Origin of the sequence: Xanthobacter sp. NM-25 (assembly GCF_022138605.1) — a bacterium.
In the GTDB taxonomy this organism is placed as follows: domain Bacteria; phylum Pseudomonadota; class Alphaproteobacteria; order Rhizobiales; family Xanthobacteraceae; genus Xanthobacter.
The window spans coordinates 1012052-1031369 of record NZ_JACBFS010000001.1 but is presented as its reverse complement, the minus strand read 5'-3'; the positions used below and the strand labels follow the sequence as shown (position 1 = coordinate 1031369).

Genomic DNA, 19318 nt, shown 5'->3' with positions numbered 1-19318 from the left:
GATGCGGGAGATAGGGAAGCACGGCTTCCCTATCGCTTGGACGATGCCAGAAAAATGGACGTTTCACAAGCGGCGCATTGGCGGAGATTTCAACTTTCTGACCAAATGTTGCGCATAATGGGCCTTAGACGAAAGAACGGTACGGGCGGAGTGGGTGCGGCGCAATGGCGTTTCAAGATGCCTGGGGCGTGCACATTGGCTGCTCATTGCGGGGCCGTTGACCGTTTCTGCGGCCGCTGCATCGCCCGAAGCACGCTGGCGTGCGGGGCGCGCACGCCAGTCCCACGTCTGCCGCAATGGAATGATGTCCTCTCCGGCCGTCAAACCCGTTGAGGCAGGTGATCTTGTCCATGGCGTCTTATTCTTCATCCGCGCGCGGCGTCTTTTCCGGTGATCGCGCGGACCCGGCCCGGCGACCTGCGGCGTCGCCCCCATGGCGCGGCATCGCGGCCGGCATGGGCCTGTGCGTGGCGGCGGCTACGGTGGCCAGCTCCGGCGCGGCGCGGGCGCAGTATCTCACCTACGAGCGGCCCTTTATCTATGAGCGGCCCTACGTCTATGAGGAGCCGCCGCCGATCCGCTCCTACAGCATGCTGCCGCCCGGCGAGGTGCGCCGGCTGGTGCGCAATCTGGGCTATTGGGATGTCTCGGTGCCGCGCCTCGCGGGGCGCATCTATGTGCTGCGGGCGACCGACGAGGAGGGTCCGGTGAGTCTGCGGGTGGATGCGTTTACCGGCCGGGTCGTGACGGTGGATTCTGCCGCACCACGTCCCGCCCCGCCGGCCTACGGCGCGCTGCCGCGCCCGGCGAGCCCGCCACCGGTGGTGCCACTGCCGCCGCGCCGGCCCGCCGAAGCGGATCTGGCGCTTACCAGTCCGGCCGCACCCGCACCGGCCATTGCCGCGCCGGCCGCACCACCATCCGCAGCGCCGGCGGCTTCGGCATCGGCATCGCGTGAGCCCGCTGCGTCCGCAGCGCTCCAGCCGGCGCCTTCCGCACCCGCGCCTTCCGCACCCGCGCCTTCCGCATCTGCGCCTTCCGCATCTGCGCGCGTTGCGCCGGCCCCCTCGGCGGCGCCTGTCGCAGCGGGTGCGTCGCCGGCGCCTGTGACGCCGGTACCTGCCGTGGCGCCGGCCTTGCCGGCCGCCGGAACGGCGACGCCGGGCTCGGAGGCGGCCGGCTCGGCGTCGGTGCTGTCGCGCGGCACCGGCAACTGAGCGAGGGGCGGCCTACACCACGTAGGCCGCCGCCAGCAGGCCCAGCACCACCACCGCCAGCAGGCCGAGGGTGACGAGGCCGAGGCGCTTCTCGATGAACTCGCGCGCCATGGGCCCGAAATGGTGCAGCACCGCTGCCAGCAGGAAGAAGCGCGCGCCGCGGGTGATCAGCGACAGCACGACGAACCAGAACAGATTGTAGTCGGCGAAGCCCGAGGTGATGGTGACGAGCTTGAAGGGAATGGGCGTGAGGCCCTTCAGCAGGATCACCCAGTGGCCGTAATGGGCATAGGCGGCGCGGAACGCATCCACCTTGTCGCCATAGCCATAGAGATTGATCAGGAACTTGCCGACGCTTTCATAGAGCAGGGCGCCGATGGCATAGCCCACCAGCCCGCCCAGCACCGAGGCGATGGTGGCGATCAGCGCGTAACGCCAGGCCTTGTCGGGGCGCGCCAGCGTCATGGGCACCTGGAGCACGTCCGGCGGAATCGGGAACACCGAGCTTTCCGCGAACGAGACCACGGCCAGGGCCCAGGGAGCGGAGGGCTTCGCCGAATAGGCGAGCACCCAATCGTAGAGTTTGCGGAGCATGAAGGGTTCTCTGCGGAGGTGGCCCCCGCTTAAGGGGCAGACGCGGCGGAGTAAAGGCAGAGCCGGCGCATGGCCGCACGGCGCCACCGGATCCCCTGTTACTTGAACGGCGTGGCCCCCGAAATGCCCGTCGTGTCGCGCCCGGATTGCCGTCTGCGTGAAGGGCCGCGCGTGGGTGGTGGAGTGCCTTTGGCTTGGGCGACCGGCCCGGAAGCTGCTTTTTTATGCGATGGGCGTGCCAGGAATCTTGCCGGCCCGAATTCTTAGTGGTTTCATGCAACCGGTTGCGGCCTTTTGGGCCGAGATTGGGCGAACGTGTCGCAGGGCTTCACCCGGGAGGGCGGGCTGAGTGGGCAGGTTCGAGGCCAATCAAGCGCTGACGATACCGATCCGGTCGCACGAGAAGTGGGGGCTCTCTCGTCGCTGCCGTATGGGGGTCGGCAGAGCCTTTGCGCCGGGTCGCAACGTGGGAAGGATAGGTGAGGAGCCCCGGAACCAGAGCGTGGAGCCGGCCTATGGAGCGGTTGCTTGAGAATGTTTTGCGTCGCTTGGTGATCGACGGTGGCTTGAGGGTGACGACGGCCTCGGGCCGCAGTTTCGTGGTTGGCCATCCGCGGCCGGACAAGCCCGAGATTGCTGTGCGCTTCACCACGGCCGCGACGGAGCGGGACCTGCTGCTCGATCCCGAGCTGAAGCTGGGTGAGGCCTTCATGGACGGCACCTTGGTGCTGGAGCAGGGGTCGATCGCCGACCTGCTGGACCTGCTGATGGCTCAGCCCATGGTCAACAACACGACGGCGGCGTCCAAGCTGTTCTATGCGGTGCGCCGCATGCTGCGACGGGTCGCCCAGTTCAACCCACGGGGCCGCTCGCAGCGCAACGTCGCCCATCACTACGACATCGACGGGCGTCTCTACTCGCTCTTCCTCGACGCCGACCGGCAGTATTCCTGCGCCTATTTCGAGTATCCGGGCCAGTGTCTGGATGATGCGCAACTGGCCAAGAAGCGGCATATCGCGGCCAAGCTCATTCTCGATCGTGATGATCTGAGCGTGCTCGACATCGGCTCGGGCTGGGGCGGGCTTGGTCTGTATCTGGCGCAGATGGCGCAGGCGAAGGTCACCGGCGTCACCCTGTCCAAGGAGCAGCTCGCCCTGTCGCGGGAACGGGCCAACGAGGCCGGCCTCGCCGGCCGGGTCGAGTTCCGCATGCAGGACTACCGGGACGTGCCGGAGACCTTCGATCGCATTGTCTCGGTGGGCATGTTCGAGCATGTGGGGGTGGACCATTATGCGGAGTTCTTCCGCAAGGTGCATGGGCTGCTGAAGGATGACGGGGTGATGCTGCTGCACTCCATCGGCCGCTCGGACCCGCCGGGCATCACCAATCCCTTCATCGCCAAGTACATCTTCCCCGGCGGCTACATTCCCGCCCTGTCGGAGGTGCTGCCGCACATCGAGCGGGCCGGGCTGGTGGTGACGGACATCGAGCTGCTGCGCCTGCATTATGCGGAAACGCTCAAGGCGTGGCGCGAGCGTTTCGTCGCCCGCTGGGATGAGGCGGTGCGCCTGACCGACGAGCGGTTCTGCCGCATGTGGGAATTCTATCTCGCCGGCAGCGAGATGGGCTTCCGCCACCAGGGCCTCGATGTGTTCCATATCCAGCTGGCGCGGCGCCAGGAATCGGTGCCGCTGACCCGCAGCTATATCGAGGTCGCGGAAGAAAAGCTCCGGAAGGTCGAAGCCGCCCAGCGCTCGCCGCTGCGGCTGGCGGGGGAATAGCCGGCGGTCCGCGGTCCCGCCAAGACGACACAGCCCGCCGCGCAGGCCTGCGCGGCGGGCTTTGCTTTGGGGACATCGCCGTGGCGCCGGAGGCGGCGCCACGGCCAGCGCTCACAGGAAATAGAGGAAGGTGAGCAGCACGAAGCAGGGCACCAGGAACACCACGGACCACGCCATGTAGCCGAAGAAGCTCGGCATCTTCACGCCGCGGTGGCGGGCGATGGACAGCACCATGAAGTTGGGCGCGTTGCCGATATAGGTCATGGCGCCCATGAACACCGCGCCGGCCGAGATCGCCTCCAGCGTCACCGCCAGCGGGCCCATCAGCTGGTGCGGGTTGCCGCCGGCCAGGTTGAAGAACACCAGATAGGTCGGGGCGTTGTCGAGGAACGACGACAGGGCGCCGGTGAGCCAGAAGTACCACACGTTCACCGGCTCGCCGGTGGGTGAGGTGACCAGCTGCACCAGCGGCGAGAAGGCGCCGTTGAGCCCCGCCTTCAGGATGGCGATGACCGGGATAATGGTGAGGAAGATGGCGGCGAACAGCTTGGCCACCTCCAGGATCGGCTCCCAATCGAAGCCGTTGCGCTCCCGCAGGATCTTGGGGGTGATGGCCAGCGAGATCAGGGAGATGACCACCAGCAGCACGTCGCGCACGATCCACTGCAGCTCCACATGGGTGCCGAGCACGTCGAACACGATGCCGGGCTTCCACAGCGCGGAAAGAAGGATGGCGCCGATGATGCCGCCTAGCAGCGGCAGGTTCTGGGCGCCGCGCAGGCCCAGGCCCTCGGTGTCGGGCGTCGGGTCGAGCTTCAGCTTCCGGCCTTCTTCCTTGGCGTAGAAATAGCGGTCGAGCAGGTAGAAGGCGATCAGCAGCAGCACCGCGATCACCACGGTGTCGTGCAGGAGGTGGGTGGTGGTCCAGAAGAAGCTCACGCCCTTCAAGAAGCCCAGGAACAGGGGCGGATCACCCAGCGGCGTCAGCGAGCCGCCGATGTTGGACACCAGGAAGATGAAGAACACCACCGTGTGCACGTTATAGCGGCGGTTGTCATTGGCGCGCAGCAGCGGGCGGATCAGCACCATGGAGGCGCCGGTGGTGCCGATGAGGCTGGCGATCAGCGTGCCGAAGGCCAGGATCGCCGTGTTCATGGCCGGGCTGCCGTGCAGATTGCCGGTGATCAGGATGCCCCCGGACACGGTGAACAGCGCGAACAGCAGGATGATGAAGGGGATGTATTCCAGCAACGCGGTGTGCACCACCTCGTGGGTGGTGGCCCCCGGCCCGTATGTGGCGGCGAAGGGGATGACGAAGGCCGCCGCCCAGAACAGCGCCACCTTGCCATAGTGGTGATGCCAGAAGTGGCCGGCCAGCAGCGGAAACAGGGCGATGGACAGGAGCATGCCGGCGAACGGGAGGCTCCACAGCGGAGACAGGGTGGCGCCGTTCAGCACCGGTGCGCCATCGGCCGCCAGCGCCGCCGATGTGGAGAGTGCCACGGCTGCGAGGACGCTGGTGAAGACCGCTGAGGTCGTGGCGACGAGTCGGAGCACCATGGCGCGGCGCACAAATCCCATTCTGCATCCCCTCTTTTGTATGCAGCTTGATGGACGATGGGGCGCCGTGAGGCAAGCCTTGATGGCCGGCTTGATGGCCGCCTTGGGCGCCCCTGCGGCATCCGGCGGCCTGCGTTGCGCTGCGATGGTTGACCGGGACGCCGGTTTCTGTCCTAGTCCCGCCGCTTTCCGATCCCTAAACGGCACTATGACCCAAGATCGCACTGCGGAGCGCGCCTCCGACCGCTACAACGCCCGCGAGGCTGAACCCCGTTGGCAGAAGACCTGGGCTGAGCGCGGCATCTTCCGCACCCGCAATGACGACCCGCGCCCAAAATTCTTCGTGATGGAGATGTTCCCCTATCCGTCAGGGCGCATCCACATCGGCCACGGTCGCAATTACGTGATGGGCGACGTGCTGGCGCGCTACAAGCGCATGCAGGGCTTCAACGTGCTGCACCCGATGGGCTGGGATGCGTTTGGCCTGCCGGCGGAGAATGCGGCAATCGAACGCGGCATCCATCCCAAGAGCTGGACCTACGAGAACATCGCCGCCATGCGTGAGCAGCTGCAGCTGCTCGGCCTCTCCCTCGACTGGAATCGGGAGATCGCCACCTGCGATCCCTCTTATTATGTCGAGCAGCAGCGCATCTTCCTGGATTTCCTCGACAACGGCCTCGCCTATCGCAAGGAGAGCGAGGTCAATTGGGACCCGGTGGACCACACCGTGCTCGCCAATGAGCAGGTGATCGACGGCCGCGGCTGGCGCTCCGGGGCCATCGTCGAGCGCCGCAAGCTCTCCCAGTGGTTCCTGCGCATCACCGATTTCGCCCAGGAGCTGCTGGACGCCCTCGAGACCCTCGACCGCTGGCCGGAGAAGGTGCGCCTCATGCAGCGCAACTGGATCGGCCGCTCGGAAGGGCTCGAAGTGCTGTTCGAGTTCGCCAAGGGTTTCGCTCCGGCCGACACCAGCGCCGTGAAGGTCTACACCACCCGGCCCGATACCCTGTTCGGCGCCGCCTTCCTGGCGCTTTCGCCCGACCATCCGCTGACCCAGGCCCTGGCCGCCCAGAACCCGGCGCTCACGGCGTTCGTGGCCGACTGCAAGACCGGCGGCACCTCCGCCGAGGCCATCGAGACCCAGGAAAAGAAGGGCTTCGATACCGGCCTCAAGGTGGTGCATCCGCTGGATCCCAAGCGCACCGTGCCGGTCTATGTGGCCAATTTCGTGCTCATGGACTATGGCACCGGCGCCATTTTCGGCTGTCCGGCCCACGACCAGCGCGACCTTGATTTCGCCCGCAAGTATCACCTGCCGGTGGTGCCGGTGGTGCTGCCGCCGGATACTGACGCCGGCGCCTTCGCCATCGACGACGTGGCCTATGACGGCGACGGCACCCTGTTCAATTCCGGCTTCCTCGATGGCATGGGCATCGCCCAGGCCAAGGAGGCGGTGGCGCGCCAGCTGGAGCGCTTCCGGGTGGGGGAGGTTCCCCAGGGCACCCGCAAGGTGAACTTCCGCCTGCGCGACTGGGGCATTTCCCGCCAGCGCTATTGGGGCTGCCCCATCCCGATCATCCATTGCGACAGCTGCGGCCCGGTGGGCGTGCCGCGCGACCAGCTGCCGGTGCGTCTGCCGGAGGATGTGAGCTTCGACAAGCCCGGCAATCCGCTGGACCGCGCCACGGCGTGGCGCGATGTGCCGTGCCCCAAGTGCGGCAAGCCGGCCCGGCGCGAAACCGACACCATGGACACCTTCGTGGATTCGTCCTGGTATTACCTGCGCTATGCCTCGGACAATGTGGAGGTCCCGCTGGACAAGGCCGCGGTGGCCCATTGGCTGCCGGTGGACCAGTATATCGGCGGTATCGAGCATGCCATTCTGCACCTGCTCTATTCCCGCTTCTTCACCCGGGCGCTGAAGCGCTGCGGGCGGGTGGACGTGGAGGAGCCGTTCGCCGGCCTCTTCACCCAGGGCATGATCGTCCATGAGACCTACAAGGATCAGGACGGCAAGTGGCTTTACCCCGAAGAGGTGAAGCTGACCGGCCCCGGCAAGGCGGTGAAGCTCTCCGATGGCTCGCCGGTGACGGTGGCGCCGCCGGAGAAGATGTCCAAATCCAAGCGCAACGTGGTGGCGCCGGAAGTGGTGGCGGATACCTACGGCGTGGATTGCGCCCGCTGGTTCATGCTCTCCGATACCCCGCCCGAGCGCGACAGCGAGTGGACGCAGGGTGGCATCGAGGGCGCCTGGCGCTTCGTGCAGCGGGTGTGGCGCCTGGTGGGCGAGAGCATCGAGCTCGGCGCTGCCCCCGGCGCACCGAAGCCGGAGACCTTCGGCGCGGCGGCGCTCGGCCTGCGCCGGGCCGCCCACGGATTGGTGGCGGCAGTGGCCGAGGACATCGAGCGGCTGCGCTTCAACGTGGGCGTCGCCCATGTGCACGAGTTCGCCAACGTCTATGGCGGCGCCGTGGCTGCGGCCCGCGCTGCCACGGATGGCGTGCCGGCTGATCTCGCCTTCGCGTTGCGCGAGGCGGCGGAGATGGTGGTGGCCGTGGTGGCGCCCATGACCCCGCATCTGGCCGAGGAGTGCTGGGCGGCGCTGGGCCACGACACGCTGGTGGCGGAGGCGCGCTGGCCGGCGACTGAGCCGGCGCTGCTGCGCCAGGACACGGTGACCCTGCCCATCCAGATCAACGGCAAGAAGCGCGGCGACATCGAAGTGTCCCTTGGCGCCACCCCGGCCGAGGTGGAACAGGCGGTGCTCGCCCTCGACAGCGTGCAGCGGGCTCTCGACGGCCGCGCGCCAAAGCGTATCATCGTGGTGCCGCAGAGGATCGTGAATGTCGTTGCCTGACACCCCGTCTTCCGGGACCGCTCCGGTCTCCCCCGCGCTCCGTTCCCGCCGCGCCGCGCTTCTGGCGCGCTTGGCGGTGGTGGGGCTGTTGTCCAGCGGCCTCGCCGGCTGCTTCCAGCCGATGTATGCGGAGAATTCCACCGTCGGCGGCCCCGCCCTGCAGGAAAAGCTGCAGGACGTGGAAGTGGTGATGATCCAGGGCCGGCTCGGCAATGACCTGCGCAACGCCCTGATCTATGACCTCACCGGCGGCGCCGGCAATCCCAAGGGTGCGCCGCTGCAGCTGCTGATCTCGGTGGAGACCTCGAGCTCCACGGCGTTGGTGAACTCGTCCTCGGGCCTGCCGGAGAATCAGGTCATCCGGGTGGGAGCCAACTGGCGCCTGGTGAAAGCGGGCGACGAGAAGAAGAAGCCGCTGGCCCAGGGGCAGGCCTCCGGCACCACCACCATCGACGTGAGCGACCAGCGCTACGCCAACTACGCCGCCCGCAAGAATGCGGAAGAGCGTGCCGGCAGCGAGGTGGCCGCCCAGATCAAGGTGCAGCTCGCCGACTATTTCATCCGCAATCCCAATGGGGTGCCGGCCGGCGGCAAGGAGCCCACCAAGACCCCGGGCAGCTGATCCCATGGTGGCGGTGCGCCCGGGGGACGCCGAGGCGGCCCTCGCCAAGCGCGACCCCAAGCGGAATGTGGTGCTGATCTTCGGACCCGACGTGGGGCTGGTGCGCGAGCGCGCCGCCGCCCTGGTGAAGCGCGCCATTCCCGATGCCCACGATCCGTTCGCCTTGGTGCGGCTGGAGGGCGATGAGCTCTCCTCCGACCCGCGCCGGCTGATCGACGAAACCTCCACCATCGGCCTGTTCGGTGGTGAACGGGTGGTGTGGGTGCGCGCCGGCAGCCGCAACATCGTGCCGGCCCTGCAGCCGGTGCTGGAGAGCGGCAGCTCCACCCTGGTGGTGGTGGAGGCGGGCGACCTCAAGCGCGGGGCGCCGCTGCGCAATCTGTGCGAATCCTCCCCCAATGCCCTCGCCATCGCCTGCTATGCGGATACCGAGCGGGACCTCGCGCGGCTGGTGGATACCATGATGGCCGAGGCCGGCCTTGCCATTGATCGCGATGCCCGCGAGCTGCTGGTCTCGCTCATCGGCGGCGATCGCCTCGCCTCGCGCGGCGAGGTGGCGAAGCTGGCGCTCTATGCCCAGGGGCAGGGGCGGGTGACCAGCGAGGATGTGCGGGCCATCGTGGGCGATGCCTCGGCGTTGGCCCTGGACGACGTGGTGGACGCGGCCCTGAGCGGCGCCACCGGCGATGCGGTGGAGGCCCTCGGCAAGGCGTTCGGTGCCGCCACCCGGCCCGATGCGGTGCTCGGCGCGCTGCTGCGTGGCCTTTCCAGCCTGCATGCCATGACCCTGCAGGTGGCGGCGGGCTCCAGCCCGGACCGGGTCATCGATCAGGCGCGCCCGACGGTGCACTTCTCCCGCAAGCCGAAATTGCAGCGGGCGCTCAACGGTTTCAGCCCCGATCGCTGCCTGAAGGCGCTGCTGGCGGTGGATGAGGCCGTGCTGGCCGCCCGCCGCCATGCGCCGCTTGCCCCGGCCATCTGCGAGCGGGCGGTGCTGCAGGTGGCCCAGCTGGCCGGCCGGCGGCGCTGACGCCCCACCCGTGGCGCCGCGCCCGCAACCTTGCCTTTCCCGACAGACCTGCTATATGCCCCGCTTCCGTCGCACCCGGCCGGGGGCTGAACGGACGGCTCGTCTTTGCCGGACCTCAGGGTCCGAAAGGGCGGGCAGGGCGAGAGCCCGTCGTCCCGTGTCCCCGCCTTCCGAGCTTCGCGCCTTTCCGAAAGGCAAGAAGGGCTTGGCGCCGGTGGGCGGAAAATGAAACTGAAAGGCAGACGAACACATGCCGCTTTACGAGCACGTGTTCCTCGCGCGCCAGGACGTCACGGCGCAGCAGGTCGAGGAACTCACCACCCGTTTCAAGGGTGTCATCGAGGCGAATGGCGGCTCGGTCGGCAAGACCGAGTATTGGGGCGTGAAGTCCCTCACCTATCGCATGAACAAGAACCGCAAGGCGCACTTCACGCTCATGAACATCGACGCCCCGGCGGCGGCGGTTCAGGAGCTGGAGCGTCAGCAGCGCATCGACGAAGACGTGCTGCGCGTGCTCACCCTGCGCGTCGAGGCGCATGAGGAGGGTCCCTCCGCCATGCTGCAGAAGCGCGACCGTGAGGATCGCGGCGAGCGTGGCGAGCGTGGTGACCGCGGCTTCGGTGGTCGCGAGGACCGCCCGCGCCGTCCGCGTCCCACTGAAGAGACCCAGGCCGAAGCCGGGGAGGAGAACTGATGGCTTTCGCTCCGGCTGGTGGCGGCGCGCGCCGCCCCTTCTTCCGTCGTCGTAAGACCTGCCCGTTCTCCGGCCCCAACGCGCCGAAGATCGATTACAAGGACGTGCGGCTGCTGCAGCGCTACATCTCCGAGCGCGGCAAGATCGTGCCCTCGCGCATCACCGCCGTTTCGGCCAAGAAGCAGCGCGAGCTGGCCGCGGCCATCAAGCGCGCCCGCTTCCTGGGCCTGCTGCCGTTCGTGATTCGCTGATCACGATCCACGTTTGACCGGGCCGCCCGCGGGCGGCCCGTTTCTTCAAACGACACGTCGCGGGGAATGGTCCCCGGGGCGCTTGGCTGAGCCGGCCGCGGGCCGCCTCTAACCGCAGATCGCGGGACAGCTCGTCGCAATGGGACTGCTTCTCCTCATCGCCATCGCCGCCGCTGCGGCGTCCGCTCTGCTCGCCGCCGGTGTCGCGGCCGGGTCGATGCTGGCTGTCCCCTTGTTCTATCTCGCGCCGCTGCCGGTGATGATCGCGGGCGTCGCCTTCTCTCCCCTTGCTGCTCTCGTCGCCGTGGTGCTGGCCAGCGCCGCGCTCGGCTTCTTCTACAGCGGCTCCTTCCTGCTGGCCTATGCGGTGGGCATGGGGCTGCCGGCCTTCGCCCTTTCCTATGCGGCGCTGCTGGGTCGCCCCCTCGCCGAGGCACAGGGCGGGCTCGCCTGGTTCCCCGTGGGGCGCCTGGTGCTGCTGGCCGCCGGCTTCGCCTCGCTCGGCGTGTGGGTGGCCCTGTTCGCCATGGCTACCGACTATGAGACCTATCGCGCGGCGGTGACCGAGGCGTTCGAGGCCATGACCGGCGGCGCTGCCGCCGGCGCCGGGCATGATGGGCAGGCAATGGGCACCTTCGTCGCCCATGTCATGCCGCCCATGGCCGGCACCATCTCCATGGTCTCGCAGCTGCTGTGCCTGTATCTGGCGGGCCGCGCGGCGTTGGTGTCGCAGCGGCTGGCGCGGCCGTGGCCGCAGCTCTCCGCCTTCCGTCTCCCGCCGCTGGCCGGCTTTGCGCTGGTCGGCGCCCTCGCGGTCAGCCTGGTGCCGGGCATGCTGGGCCTGTGCGCCTCGGTGCTGGCGGCGACGCTGCTGCTCGCCTACGCCCTCGCCGGCTTCGCGGTGGTGCACGCCGTGACTCTGGGCCACGGCGCCCGTTTCCTCATCCTCGCCGGCCTGTGGATCACCGCTCTGGTGCTGGGCTGGCCGATGATCGCCATGGCGGTGCTCGGCATCGCCGATGCGCTGTTCGATTTCCGCTCCCGGTTCGCCACAGGGCTCGGCCCGCCGGCGGCCAACGACCGGTGAACGGAGCCTCTTCCCCTCATTCAGATTCCAATTCCAGGAGACAAAAATGGACGTCATTCTTCTTGAGCGCGTCGCCAAGCTCGGCCAGATGGGCGCAGTGGTGAGCGTGCGCGACGGTTTCGCCCGCAACTTCCTGCTGCCCAAGGGCAAGGCCCTGCGCGCCACCAAGGCCAACAAGGCGCGCTTTGATTCCATGAAGATCGAGCTCGAGGCGCGCAACCTGGAGCGCCGCAAGGACGCCGAGGCGGTGGCCGAGAAGCTCAACGGCCAGATCGTCACCATGCTGCGCCAGGCGGGCGAGAGCGGCCAGCTCTACGGCTCGGTGTCGACCCGCGACATCGCCGAGGGCCTGACGGCCGCCGGCTTCGCCGTGGACCGCGCCCAGCTCGACCTCAACCACCCCATCAAGACCCTGGGTCTGCATGAGGTGCCGGTGCATCTGCACCCCGAGGTGGCCGTGACCGTGTCGGTCAACGTGGCCCGCAACGCCGACGAGGCCGAGCGTCAGGCCCGCGGCGAGGACGTGCGCACCGCGCGCGATGAGGATGCGGAGATCGAGGCCGAGCTGGCGGAAGCCCGCGCGGAAGTGGTCGCCGAGCTCGAGGCGGAAGAGGCCGTCGAAGGCTGATCAGCGCCTTCCCCCGCGACGGAGCGTCGCGCAGATTTCTGTGCGACGTTCATCGTCCATTTGGGTTTGGGGGATTAGAAAACGCTTCGGTTCGGGATTCGGCGAGGGGGCCGCGACCCGGACGAGACGTTTGGGTCGGGGTGACACGATGTATAAGCGCATTGCCGTGTTCGCGGTTCTGGTGCTCGGCTACGTTCTGACCGGCATGGCGCTCAACGCCAGCCAGCCGGAGAACGCCGGGGCTCCGGTGGCCGCTGACGCGATCGTGGAGTGAGGGCGTGGAGTGAGGGCCGCCCGCTGCGGGCCCGCCATGTTCCTTTGAACGCTTGATCTTCAAACCGCCCGTCGGGACCGCCCGGCGGGCGGTTTGCGTTTTCAACGCCAGTGTCCCGCCGGCGGTGCCGCTTTCTCCCTCACATTGCGCGAACAGGGTTAACGAAGTGCGCACGATGCCAAGGCCGCGCCAAGGCCGTGCCATCGCCGGGGCGCGGCGGGAGGAGGGGGCCCTCAGGTGGACCAGTCGCAGAGAATGCGGCCGGGCTCCTCGGTGGGGATCTCGGCGGAATAGCCGGCACCGTCCTGGCCCTGCTCTTCGCCCTTCTTGTTGCCGCGCGCCACCGAGGCGCCGAAGGCCTTCACCACATCCGCCCGGCTGGCGCTGAACACCAGGGTGGCGGCATTGATGCCGTTTTCATTCCCGAAGGCGAATTCCAGACGGCTCACCGCCAGACCGCCAAAACTGCCCTTGAGGGGCACTGTGACGAGGGTGTGGTCGCCCTGGTTCTGGCTCTTGGGGCGGCCGATGGCGCTGGCGAGCTCTGGTGGCACCACGATCGCCACCTCGGCGCGCTCGGCGGCGCGGGCCGGGGCATCGGTGAAGGGGTTGCCATAGCGCTCCGCCAGGGAGTGGACGAAGCGCTCGAAGGGGTCGCCTTCATCGGCATAGTCGCAGGCGCGGAAGCCGGAGAGGAAGCCGTCGAGGCCGGCCGCGTGCGCCGCGGTGACCGGAAGGAGAGCGGACATAAAAATGGCGGCGCCGGCCAGAAGCCGCGCCGCCATGGAATGAGTGTTCAATCTGGACTGAGCGTTGAACAGCATGGGTGTCCCCTCCAGGGCCCGCCGATGATACGTCGGCATCAGCGGCGGGCCAATGGGGAGACGGGGCGCCTCAGCCCTTCTTGTGGGTCAGGGCGGCCTGGGCGGCGGCCAGGCGGGCGATCGGAACCCGGAACGGCGAGCACGACACATAGTCGAGGCCGATGCTGTCGCAGAACTTCACCGAGGCCGGATCACCGCCGTGCTCGCCGCAGATGCCGAGCTTGAGGTTCGGCCGGGTGGCCCGGCCGCGCTCGGCGCCGAGCTTCACCAGCTGGCCCACGCCTTCCACGTCGATGGAGACGAACGGATCGGTCTCCACGATGCCCTTCTGCACATAGGTGCCAAGGAAGGTGCCGGCGTCGTCACGGGAGACGCCGAAGGTGGTCTGGGTCAGATCGTTGGTGCCGAACGAGAAGAATTCGGCGCTCTCGGCGATCTTGTCGGCCTGCAGCGCGGCGCGCGGCAATTCGATCATGGTGCCCACCTGGAAGGTGAGCTTGGCGCCGGTCTCGGCTTCCACATCGGCCGCAGCCTTGCGGATCACCGCGCCGACGATGTCCAGCTCGGCCTTGGTGGCGATGAGCGGTACCATGATTTCCGGCACCACGGTCTCGCCGGTCTGCTTGGCGGCGATGACCGCCGCCTCGAAGATGGCGCGCGCCTGCATCTCGGCGATTTCGGGGAAGGCGATGGCGATGCGGCAGCCGCGGAACCCGAGCATCGGGTTCATCTCGTGCAGCTCCTTGTTGCGCCGCTCGATGCGCTCCACGTCCACGCCCAGGCTCTTGGCCACCTCCAGGGTTTCCGCCTCGGTGTGAGGCAGGAACTCATGCAGCGGCGGGTCGAGCAGGCGGATGGTGACCGGCAGGCCCTTCATGATCTCGAACAGCTCGACGAAGTCGGCCCGCTGCATGGGCAGCAGCTTGGCGAGCGCGGCGCGGCGGCCGGCCTCGTCATCGGCCAGGATCATCTCGCGCACGGCCAGGATGCGGCCGGCATCGAAGAACATGTGCTCGGTGCGGCACAGGCCGATGCCTTCGGCGCCGAACGAACGGGCGACGCGGGCGTCGGCCGGGGTCTCGGCATTGGCGCGCACCTTCAGGCGGCGCACCTTGTCGGCCCAGCTCATGAGGGTGGCGAACTCGCCGGAGAGCTCCGGCTGCTGCATGGCCACCTCGCCCTTCAGCACCTGGCCGGTGCCGCCGTCGATGGTGAGGAGATCGCCCTTCTTGAAGGTCTCTCCGCCCACCGTCATGGTCTGCGCGGCATAGTCGATGCGCAGGGCGCCGGCGCCGGAGACGCAGGGCTTGCCCATGCCGCGGGCCACCACCGCCGCGTGGGAGGTCATGCCGCCCCGCGAGGTGAGGATGCCTTCGGCGGCGTGCATGCCGTTGATGTCCTCAGGCGAGGTCTCGGCGCGCACCAGGATGACCTTGCGGCCCTTTTCCTTCCAGGCTTCGGCCTCGTCGGCGGAGAACACGATGGCGCCGGCGGCGGCGCCGGGGGAGGCCGGCAGGCCGGTGGTGAGCACCGTGCGCGGGGCCTTGGGGTCGATGGCGGGATGCAGCAGCTGGTCGAGGGCGCCGGCCTCGACGCGGCCCACCGCTTCCTCCTGGGTGATCAGGCCCTCATTGGCGAGCTCGACGGCGATGCGCAGCGCGGCCTTGCCGGTGCGCTTGCCGGAGCGGGTCTGCAGCATCCACAGCTTGCCCTTTTCCACCGTGAATTCCATGTCCTGCATGTCACGGTAGTGGTTCTCGAGGATGTGCGAGATGCGCTCGAACTCCTTGAAGGCCTCGGGCAGGGCGCTTTCCATGGAGGGCTTGTCGGAGCCGGAGGCAATGCGGGCGCGCTCGGTGAGGTCCTGCGGGGTGCGGATGCCCGCCACCACGTCCTCGCCCTGGGCGTTCACCAGGAACTCGCCATAGAGCGCGTTCTCGCCGGTGGACGGGTTGCGGGTGAAGGCGACGCCGGTGGCCGAGGTCTCGCCCATGTTGCCGAACACCATGGACTGCACGTTCACCGCGGTGCCCCAGCTCTCCGGAATGGCGTGCAGCCGGCGGTAGGTGATGGCGCGATTGTTCATCCACGAGCCGAACACGGCGCCGATGGCGCCCCACAGCTGCTCGCCCGGGTCCTGCGGGAAGGGCTTGCCCAGCTCAGCCTCGTACTTGGCCTTGTACTTGGTGATCAGGAACGCCCAATCATCGGCGGTGAGCTCGGTGTCGAGGGTGAAGCCCTTCTCGGACTTGTAGTCCTCAAGGATCTCTTCGTAATGGTGGTGGGCCACCCCCATCACCACGTCGGAATACATGGTGATGAAGCGGCGGTAGCTGTCGTAGGCGAAGCGCCGGTCGCCGGCGAGCTTGGCCACGGCCTCCACAGTCTCGTCGTTGAGGCCGAGGTTGAGCACGGTGTCCATCATGCCCGGCATGGAGGCGCGGGCGCCGGAGCGCACCGAGACCAGCAGCGGGTTGGTGGCGTCGCCGAACGACTTGCCGGTCAGTTCGCCCACCTGGGCGAGGGCCTTCTCCACATCACCCTTCAGCTCGGCCGGATAGGTCTCGCCGTGGGCGTAGTAATAGGTGCACACTTCCGTGGTGATGGTGAAGCCGGGCGGGACGGGCAGGCCGAGGTTGGACATCTCGGCGAGGTTGGCGCCCTTGCCACCGAGCAGGTTCTTCATATCGGCTTTGCCCTCGGCCTTGCCGTCGCCGAAGGTGTAGACCCATTTCGTCATCTAAGAGATCCCTTGTGGAGGGGCGCGGGACATGCGGGATGGGCGGATGCTTTAGCTCGCAGTGCACAAAGCATCAACCGCAGCGGCACGTTCCAAGGCGCTCCTTTCGTCTTTTCTTTCGAGAATCGCCTATTGGGCCAGCAGGCCCGTGAGCCCGACGATGATCAGATAGAGGGCGACCAGAACGTTGAGCAGGCGCGGAAAAACGAGGATCAGCACACCTGCGATCAGCGCCACCGCCGGCTGAATGATGACCATATTGAAATGCATCGTGAACGCTCCGCCCCTGCGCGGGCTTCGTTCTGCACCCTTGCGCATGATTTCTCAAGGTCAGATGCCGGAGCCAATCTTGGTCTTTGTGGGGCATGCCCATCTCACGCCGGTGTGAGTCGCCACTGCATTGCGGAATGGGTGTATTTGCTGAAGATTGAGGCGTGCCTGTTCTTTGGTCTGGTGGTGGCTTGACCGCCGCGCGGAGGCGCCATGACGAGAAGACGCGGATGCCGGGGGCTCGCGGCCCTGTTCCTCTTCGCCGCGATACTCTTTTCCGTCCCCGCCTGGGCGGTACCGGAGAAGTGTCCGCGCCTGGTGGCGGGCGCGCCCATCCCCACTCTGCTGGCAATGGCGCGGCCCCGACTGGCCGCCTGGAGCCCGGCGGATGCGGGGCGTCCCCTGGACCGGCTGCGCCAAACGCAGGCGGATGTGCAGGCTGATGCGGCTGCGGGTCAGGTGGCCGTGACTTTTCTCGGCCATGCGAGCTTCCTCATCGAGAGCCCCGGCGGGGTGAGCATCGCCACTGACTACAATGACTACGTGCCGGTGCCGCGGGTGCCGGATGTGGTCACCATGAACCACGCCCACGACACCCATTACAGTTTCGCGCCCGACCCGCGCATTGCCCACGTGCTGCGCGGCTGGAATCCGGACGGCGGGCCGGTGCGCCACGAGCTGACCCTGGATGACGTGTGGATTCGCAACGTGCCCACCAACCTGCGGGATGGGGCCGGCACCGAATATGACGGCAATTCCATCTTCGTGTTCGAGGTGGCCGGGCTGTGCATCGCCCATCTCGGCCATCTGCACCATCTGCTGACGCCCGAGCATCTGGCCGCGCTCGGCCGCATCGACGTGGTCCTGGCACCGGTGGACGGCTCCTATACCCTCGACCTCGACGGCATGGCGCAGACCCTGGCGCAGATCGGCGCGCCGCTGGTGATTCCCATGCATTATTTCAGCCGCTGGGGGCTGGAGCGGTTCCTCGACCGGCTCGGAACCCGCTACGCCATCACTTCTGCATCGGAACCCATGGTGCGCCTCAGCCGGACCGAGCTGCCAAAACGCCCGACGGTGCTGGTGCTGCCCGGGCGCTAGCCGGGCCCGTCCGGCGCCGGTACGGCGGCATCGAACCGTTCGCGCAGGGTCGTGTCGATGCCCGGGTCGCGGGCGAGATAGGTGGTCTGGCTGGGGAAGGCGAAGCCGGTTCCCGCCGCGCCCACCAGCCGCATGATCTCCAGCAGCAGCTCGTGTTGCACCGCTAGGAACACCGACAGCTCCGCCGTCAGCACATAGACGCGCACATGCACGTTGATCGCCGAGCTGGCGAAATCGGTCACCACCACCCGCGGGAAGCCGGGCGCCTGCTCCACCATGGGGTGGGCGGCGAGCCGGTCGCGGATGGCGCCGATCAGCGCCTCGACCTGCGCCGGCGAGGTTTCGTAGCGCAGGCCGATGTCGTGATCGAACAGGCTGCGGGTGCGCCGGGTGATATTCCGTAGCGGCATGTTGGCCAGTTCGCCGTTGGGCACGGTGATCAAGGTGCCGTCCAGGGCGCGGATGCGGCAGGAGCGTGAGCCGATGGCTTCCACCCAGCCGCCGCCCACGGGGCCATAGTCGATATAGTCACCCACCCTAAATGGCCGGTCGGCGAAGATGGCGATGCCGCCGAACAGATTCTCGACGCTGGATTTGGAGGCCAGCGCCACGGCGAAGCCGCCGATGCCGAGGCCGGCCACCAGGCCGAGGGCGGGGATGCCGATGGCATTGGCGCCATAGACCAGGATGATGGCGGCGGAGATCGCCGCCGCCAGCCGCGCGGCAAGGCGCAGCAGGTGGGCATCATAGCTGTGGTCGGGAATGCGCGGCGAGGCGATCACGGCTTCCGCGAGGAAGAAGCAGCCGAGCCAGGCGGTCCAGGCGCCGGCGCAATAGAGCACGATGGCGGTGAAATAGCCTTCGCCAATGGCGAAGGCACCGGACAGGTTCACCTGGCTGCGGATGAAGACCACCGCCGCGAAATAGGTGATGAGGAACAGCACCGGCACCGACAGGCGCCAGCCCAGCCGGCCGGCGGCGCCGGCGCGCCGGGCGAGGCGGCGGGCGAGGCCGGCCCACAGCCGCACCACGGTGAAGACCGCGACCACCAGGGCGAAGCTCAGCAGCACCTTCCAGAGCGGGGTGTCGAGCACATTGCGCAGCAGCGGTGCCGGCAGCCGCCGCAGCCAGTAGTCGGAGAACACCGGCCCGGTGAAATTCACCTGCTCCATGTGCCAATTGGCGAACAGCACCGGCCGCAGGGGCGGCTGGCCGATGATGCGGCTGTGAAAGTCTTCCAGTTGCTCCACAGTGTCGGCCGAAAACAGATATTCGCCAGCCCGCGGACCCTCCTTGACCTTGGCGATGGTGATCTCGGTGCCGGGGATGCGCCATTTGTCCGGCAGCGTGCCCCAGTCGCGGCCGGTGGCGCCGGGGATCTGCGCGGCGGGCACCTGTGGCAGCCGCTCCAGGATGTCGGCCAGATAGCCGATGGCCAGGGCGCTCACCTTGAAGCGGGTGGCGCGGGGCAGGGGATCGAGATCCAGCAGCTGGCGCAGCCGGTTCATGTCCGCCAGCAGCGTTTCCGCGCCGTCCAGGGTCTTGTGCCCGAGATAGGCCTTGAAGGCGATGCCCAGCGCCCGGCTGCCGCTCATCAGGCTCTGATAGGTGGCGCTGGGGCTTGAGGTGTCCATGGGCTGGAGCGGATTGACCGGCGCCGCGTCGGCCGGCGCTTCCGGGGCCAGCGGATCAGGCGCGGTGTCGGCTCCAGCGGGGGCGAGGCACGCCAGCAGCAGCCCGGCGACGAGAACCAGTGCACGCAAAACGTCGGACATCGACGGCGGGGCC

General features: G+C 68.0%; 17 protein-coding genes. 11 read left to right on the top strand and 6 right to left on the bottom strand.

Going from position 1 to position 19318, the window contains the following annotated elements; translation table 11 throughout:
• Nucleotides 1–350: 350 nt before the first annotated feature.
• The gene (locus MEU52_RS04680) at nucleotides 351–1217 is read left to right on the top strand and encodes a hypothetical protein (RefSeq protein ID WP_238119768.1); all 867 of its coding nucleotides are present in this window, start codon (nucleotides 351–353) and stop codon (nucleotides 1215–1217) included.
• A 12-nt stretch (nucleotides 1218–1229) separates the two neighbouring features.
• On the opposite strand, the gene MEU52_RS04675 is transcribed toward MEU52_RS04680, so the two are convergent.
• Nucleotides 1230–1811 (bottom strand): YqaA family protein, encoded by a 582-nt coding sequence (locus MEU52_RS04675; protein WP_238119769.1) that lies wholly within the window; start codon nucleotides 1809–1811, stop codon nucleotides 1230–1232.
• A gap of 515 nt (nucleotides 1812–2326) precedes the next feature.
• Between MEU52_RS04675 and MEU52_RS04670 the strand changes: the two genes are divergently transcribed.
• Nucleotides 2327–3592, top strand: coding sequence for an SAM-dependent methyltransferase (locus MEU52_RS04670; protein WP_238119770.1), 1266 nt, complete (start codon nucleotides 2327–2329; stop codon nucleotides 3590–3592).
• A gap of 111 nt (nucleotides 3593–3703) precedes the next feature.
• On the opposite strand, the gene MEU52_RS04665 is transcribed toward MEU52_RS04670, so the two are convergent.
• Nucleotides 3704–5173, bottom strand: a complete 1470-nt coding sequence (locus MEU52_RS04665; RefSeq protein WP_238119771.1) for a sodium:proton antiporter — start codon at nucleotides 5171–5173, stop codon at nucleotides 3704–3706.
• 187 nt (nucleotides 5174–5360) lie between these two features.
• Between MEU52_RS04665 and leuS the strand changes: the two genes are divergently transcribed.
• From leuS to MEU52_RS21755, 8 genes are all read left to right on the top strand, one after another.
• Complete coding sequence (gene leuS / locus MEU52_RS04660; RefSeq protein ID WP_238119772.1) at nucleotides 5361–8009, top strand: leucine--tRNA ligase; 2649 nt, start codon at nucleotides 5361–5363, stop codon at nucleotides 8007–8009.
• Entirely contained in the window at nucleotides 7996–8631 is a 636-nt protein-coding gene (gene lptE / locus MEU52_RS04655; RefSeq protein WP_238119773.1) for an LPS assembly lipoprotein LptE, read from the top strand. Before leuS ends, lptE begins: the two co-directional genes overlap by 14 nt.
• 4 nt (nucleotides 8632–8635) lie before the next feature.
• Nucleotides 8636–9661, top strand: coding sequence for a DNA polymerase III subunit delta (gene holA, locus MEU52_RS04650; protein ID WP_238119774.1), 1026 nt, complete (start codon nucleotides 8636–8638; stop codon nucleotides 9659–9661).
• Nucleotides 9662–9911: 250 nt separating this feature from the next.
• Entirely contained in the window at nucleotides 9912–10355 is a 444-nt protein-coding gene (gene rpsF / locus MEU52_RS04645) for a 30S ribosomal protein S6 (RefSeq protein WP_238119775.1), read from the top strand.
• Entirely contained in the window at nucleotides 10355–10606 is a 252-nt protein-coding gene (gene rpsR, locus MEU52_RS04640) for a 30S ribosomal protein S18 (RefSeq protein ID WP_238119776.1), read from the top strand. The genes rpsF and rpsR overlap by 1 nt, the downstream gene beginning before the upstream one ends.
• A 139-nt stretch (nucleotides 10607–10745) precedes the next feature.
• Nucleotides 10746–11693 (top strand): DUF2232 domain-containing protein, encoded by a 948-nt coding sequence (locus tag MEU52_RS04635; RefSeq protein WP_238119777.1) that lies wholly within the window; start codon nucleotides 10746–10748, stop codon nucleotides 11691–11693.
• Nucleotides 11694–11739: 46 nt separating this feature from the next.
• The gene (gene rplI / locus MEU52_RS04630; protein WP_238119778.1) at nucleotides 11740–12321 is read left to right on the top strand and encodes a 50S ribosomal protein L9; all 582 of its coding nucleotides are present in this window, start codon (nucleotides 11740–11742) and stop codon (nucleotides 12319–12321) included.
• A 148-nt stretch (nucleotides 12322–12469) separates the two neighbouring features.
• Nucleotides 12470–12595: a hypothetical protein gene (locus MEU52_RS21755; protein WP_273546037.1), complete on the top strand. Its 126-nt coding sequence runs from the start codon at nucleotides 12470–12472 to the stop codon at nucleotides 12593–12595.
• A gap of 233 nt (nucleotides 12596–12828) precedes the next feature.
• Here the strand turns inward: MEU52_RS21755 and MEU52_RS04625 are convergent, their stop codons facing one another.
• The 3 genes from MEU52_RS04625 to MEU52_RS04615 all read right to left on the bottom strand — a co-directional run bounded on the left by MEU52_RS04625 (nucleotide 12829) and on the right by MEU52_RS04615 (nucleotide 16429).
• Entirely contained in the window at nucleotides 12829–13419 is a 591-nt protein-coding gene (locus tag MEU52_RS04625) for a hypothetical protein (RefSeq protein ID WP_238119779.1), read from the bottom strand.
• A gap of 70 nt (nucleotides 13420–13489) precedes the next feature.
• Nucleotides 13490–16159, bottom strand: a complete 2670-nt coding sequence (ppdK, locus tag MEU52_RS04620) for a pyruvate, phosphate dikinase (protein ID WP_238119780.1) — start codon at nucleotides 16157–16159, stop codon at nucleotides 13490–13492.
• A gap of 129 nt (nucleotides 16160–16288) precedes the next feature.
• On the bottom strand, nucleotides 16289–16429 hold the full coding sequence (locus MEU52_RS04615; protein ID WP_238119781.1) for a DUF3096 domain-containing protein: 141 nt from the start codon (nucleotides 16427–16429) through the stop codon (nucleotides 16289–16291).
• A gap of 213 nt (nucleotides 16430–16642) precedes the next feature.
• Here MEU52_RS04615 and MEU52_RS04610 point away from each other — a divergent pair, with 213 nt between their 5' ends.
• Nucleotides 16643–17530: an MBL fold metallo-hydrolase gene (locus tag MEU52_RS04610; protein WP_238119782.1), complete on the top strand. Its 888-nt coding sequence runs from the start codon at nucleotides 16643–16645 to the stop codon at nucleotides 17528–17530.
• On the opposite strand, the gene MEU52_RS04605 is transcribed toward MEU52_RS04610, so the two are convergent.
• On the bottom strand, nucleotides 17527–19305 hold the full coding sequence (locus tag MEU52_RS04605; RefSeq protein ID WP_238119783.1) for a mechanosensitive ion channel family protein: 1779 nt from the start codon (nucleotides 19303–19305) through the stop codon (nucleotides 17527–17529). The two genes, MEU52_RS04610 and MEU52_RS04605, sit on opposite strands and share 4 nt — an antisense overlap.
• Nucleotides 19306–19318 lie beyond the last annotated feature (13 nt).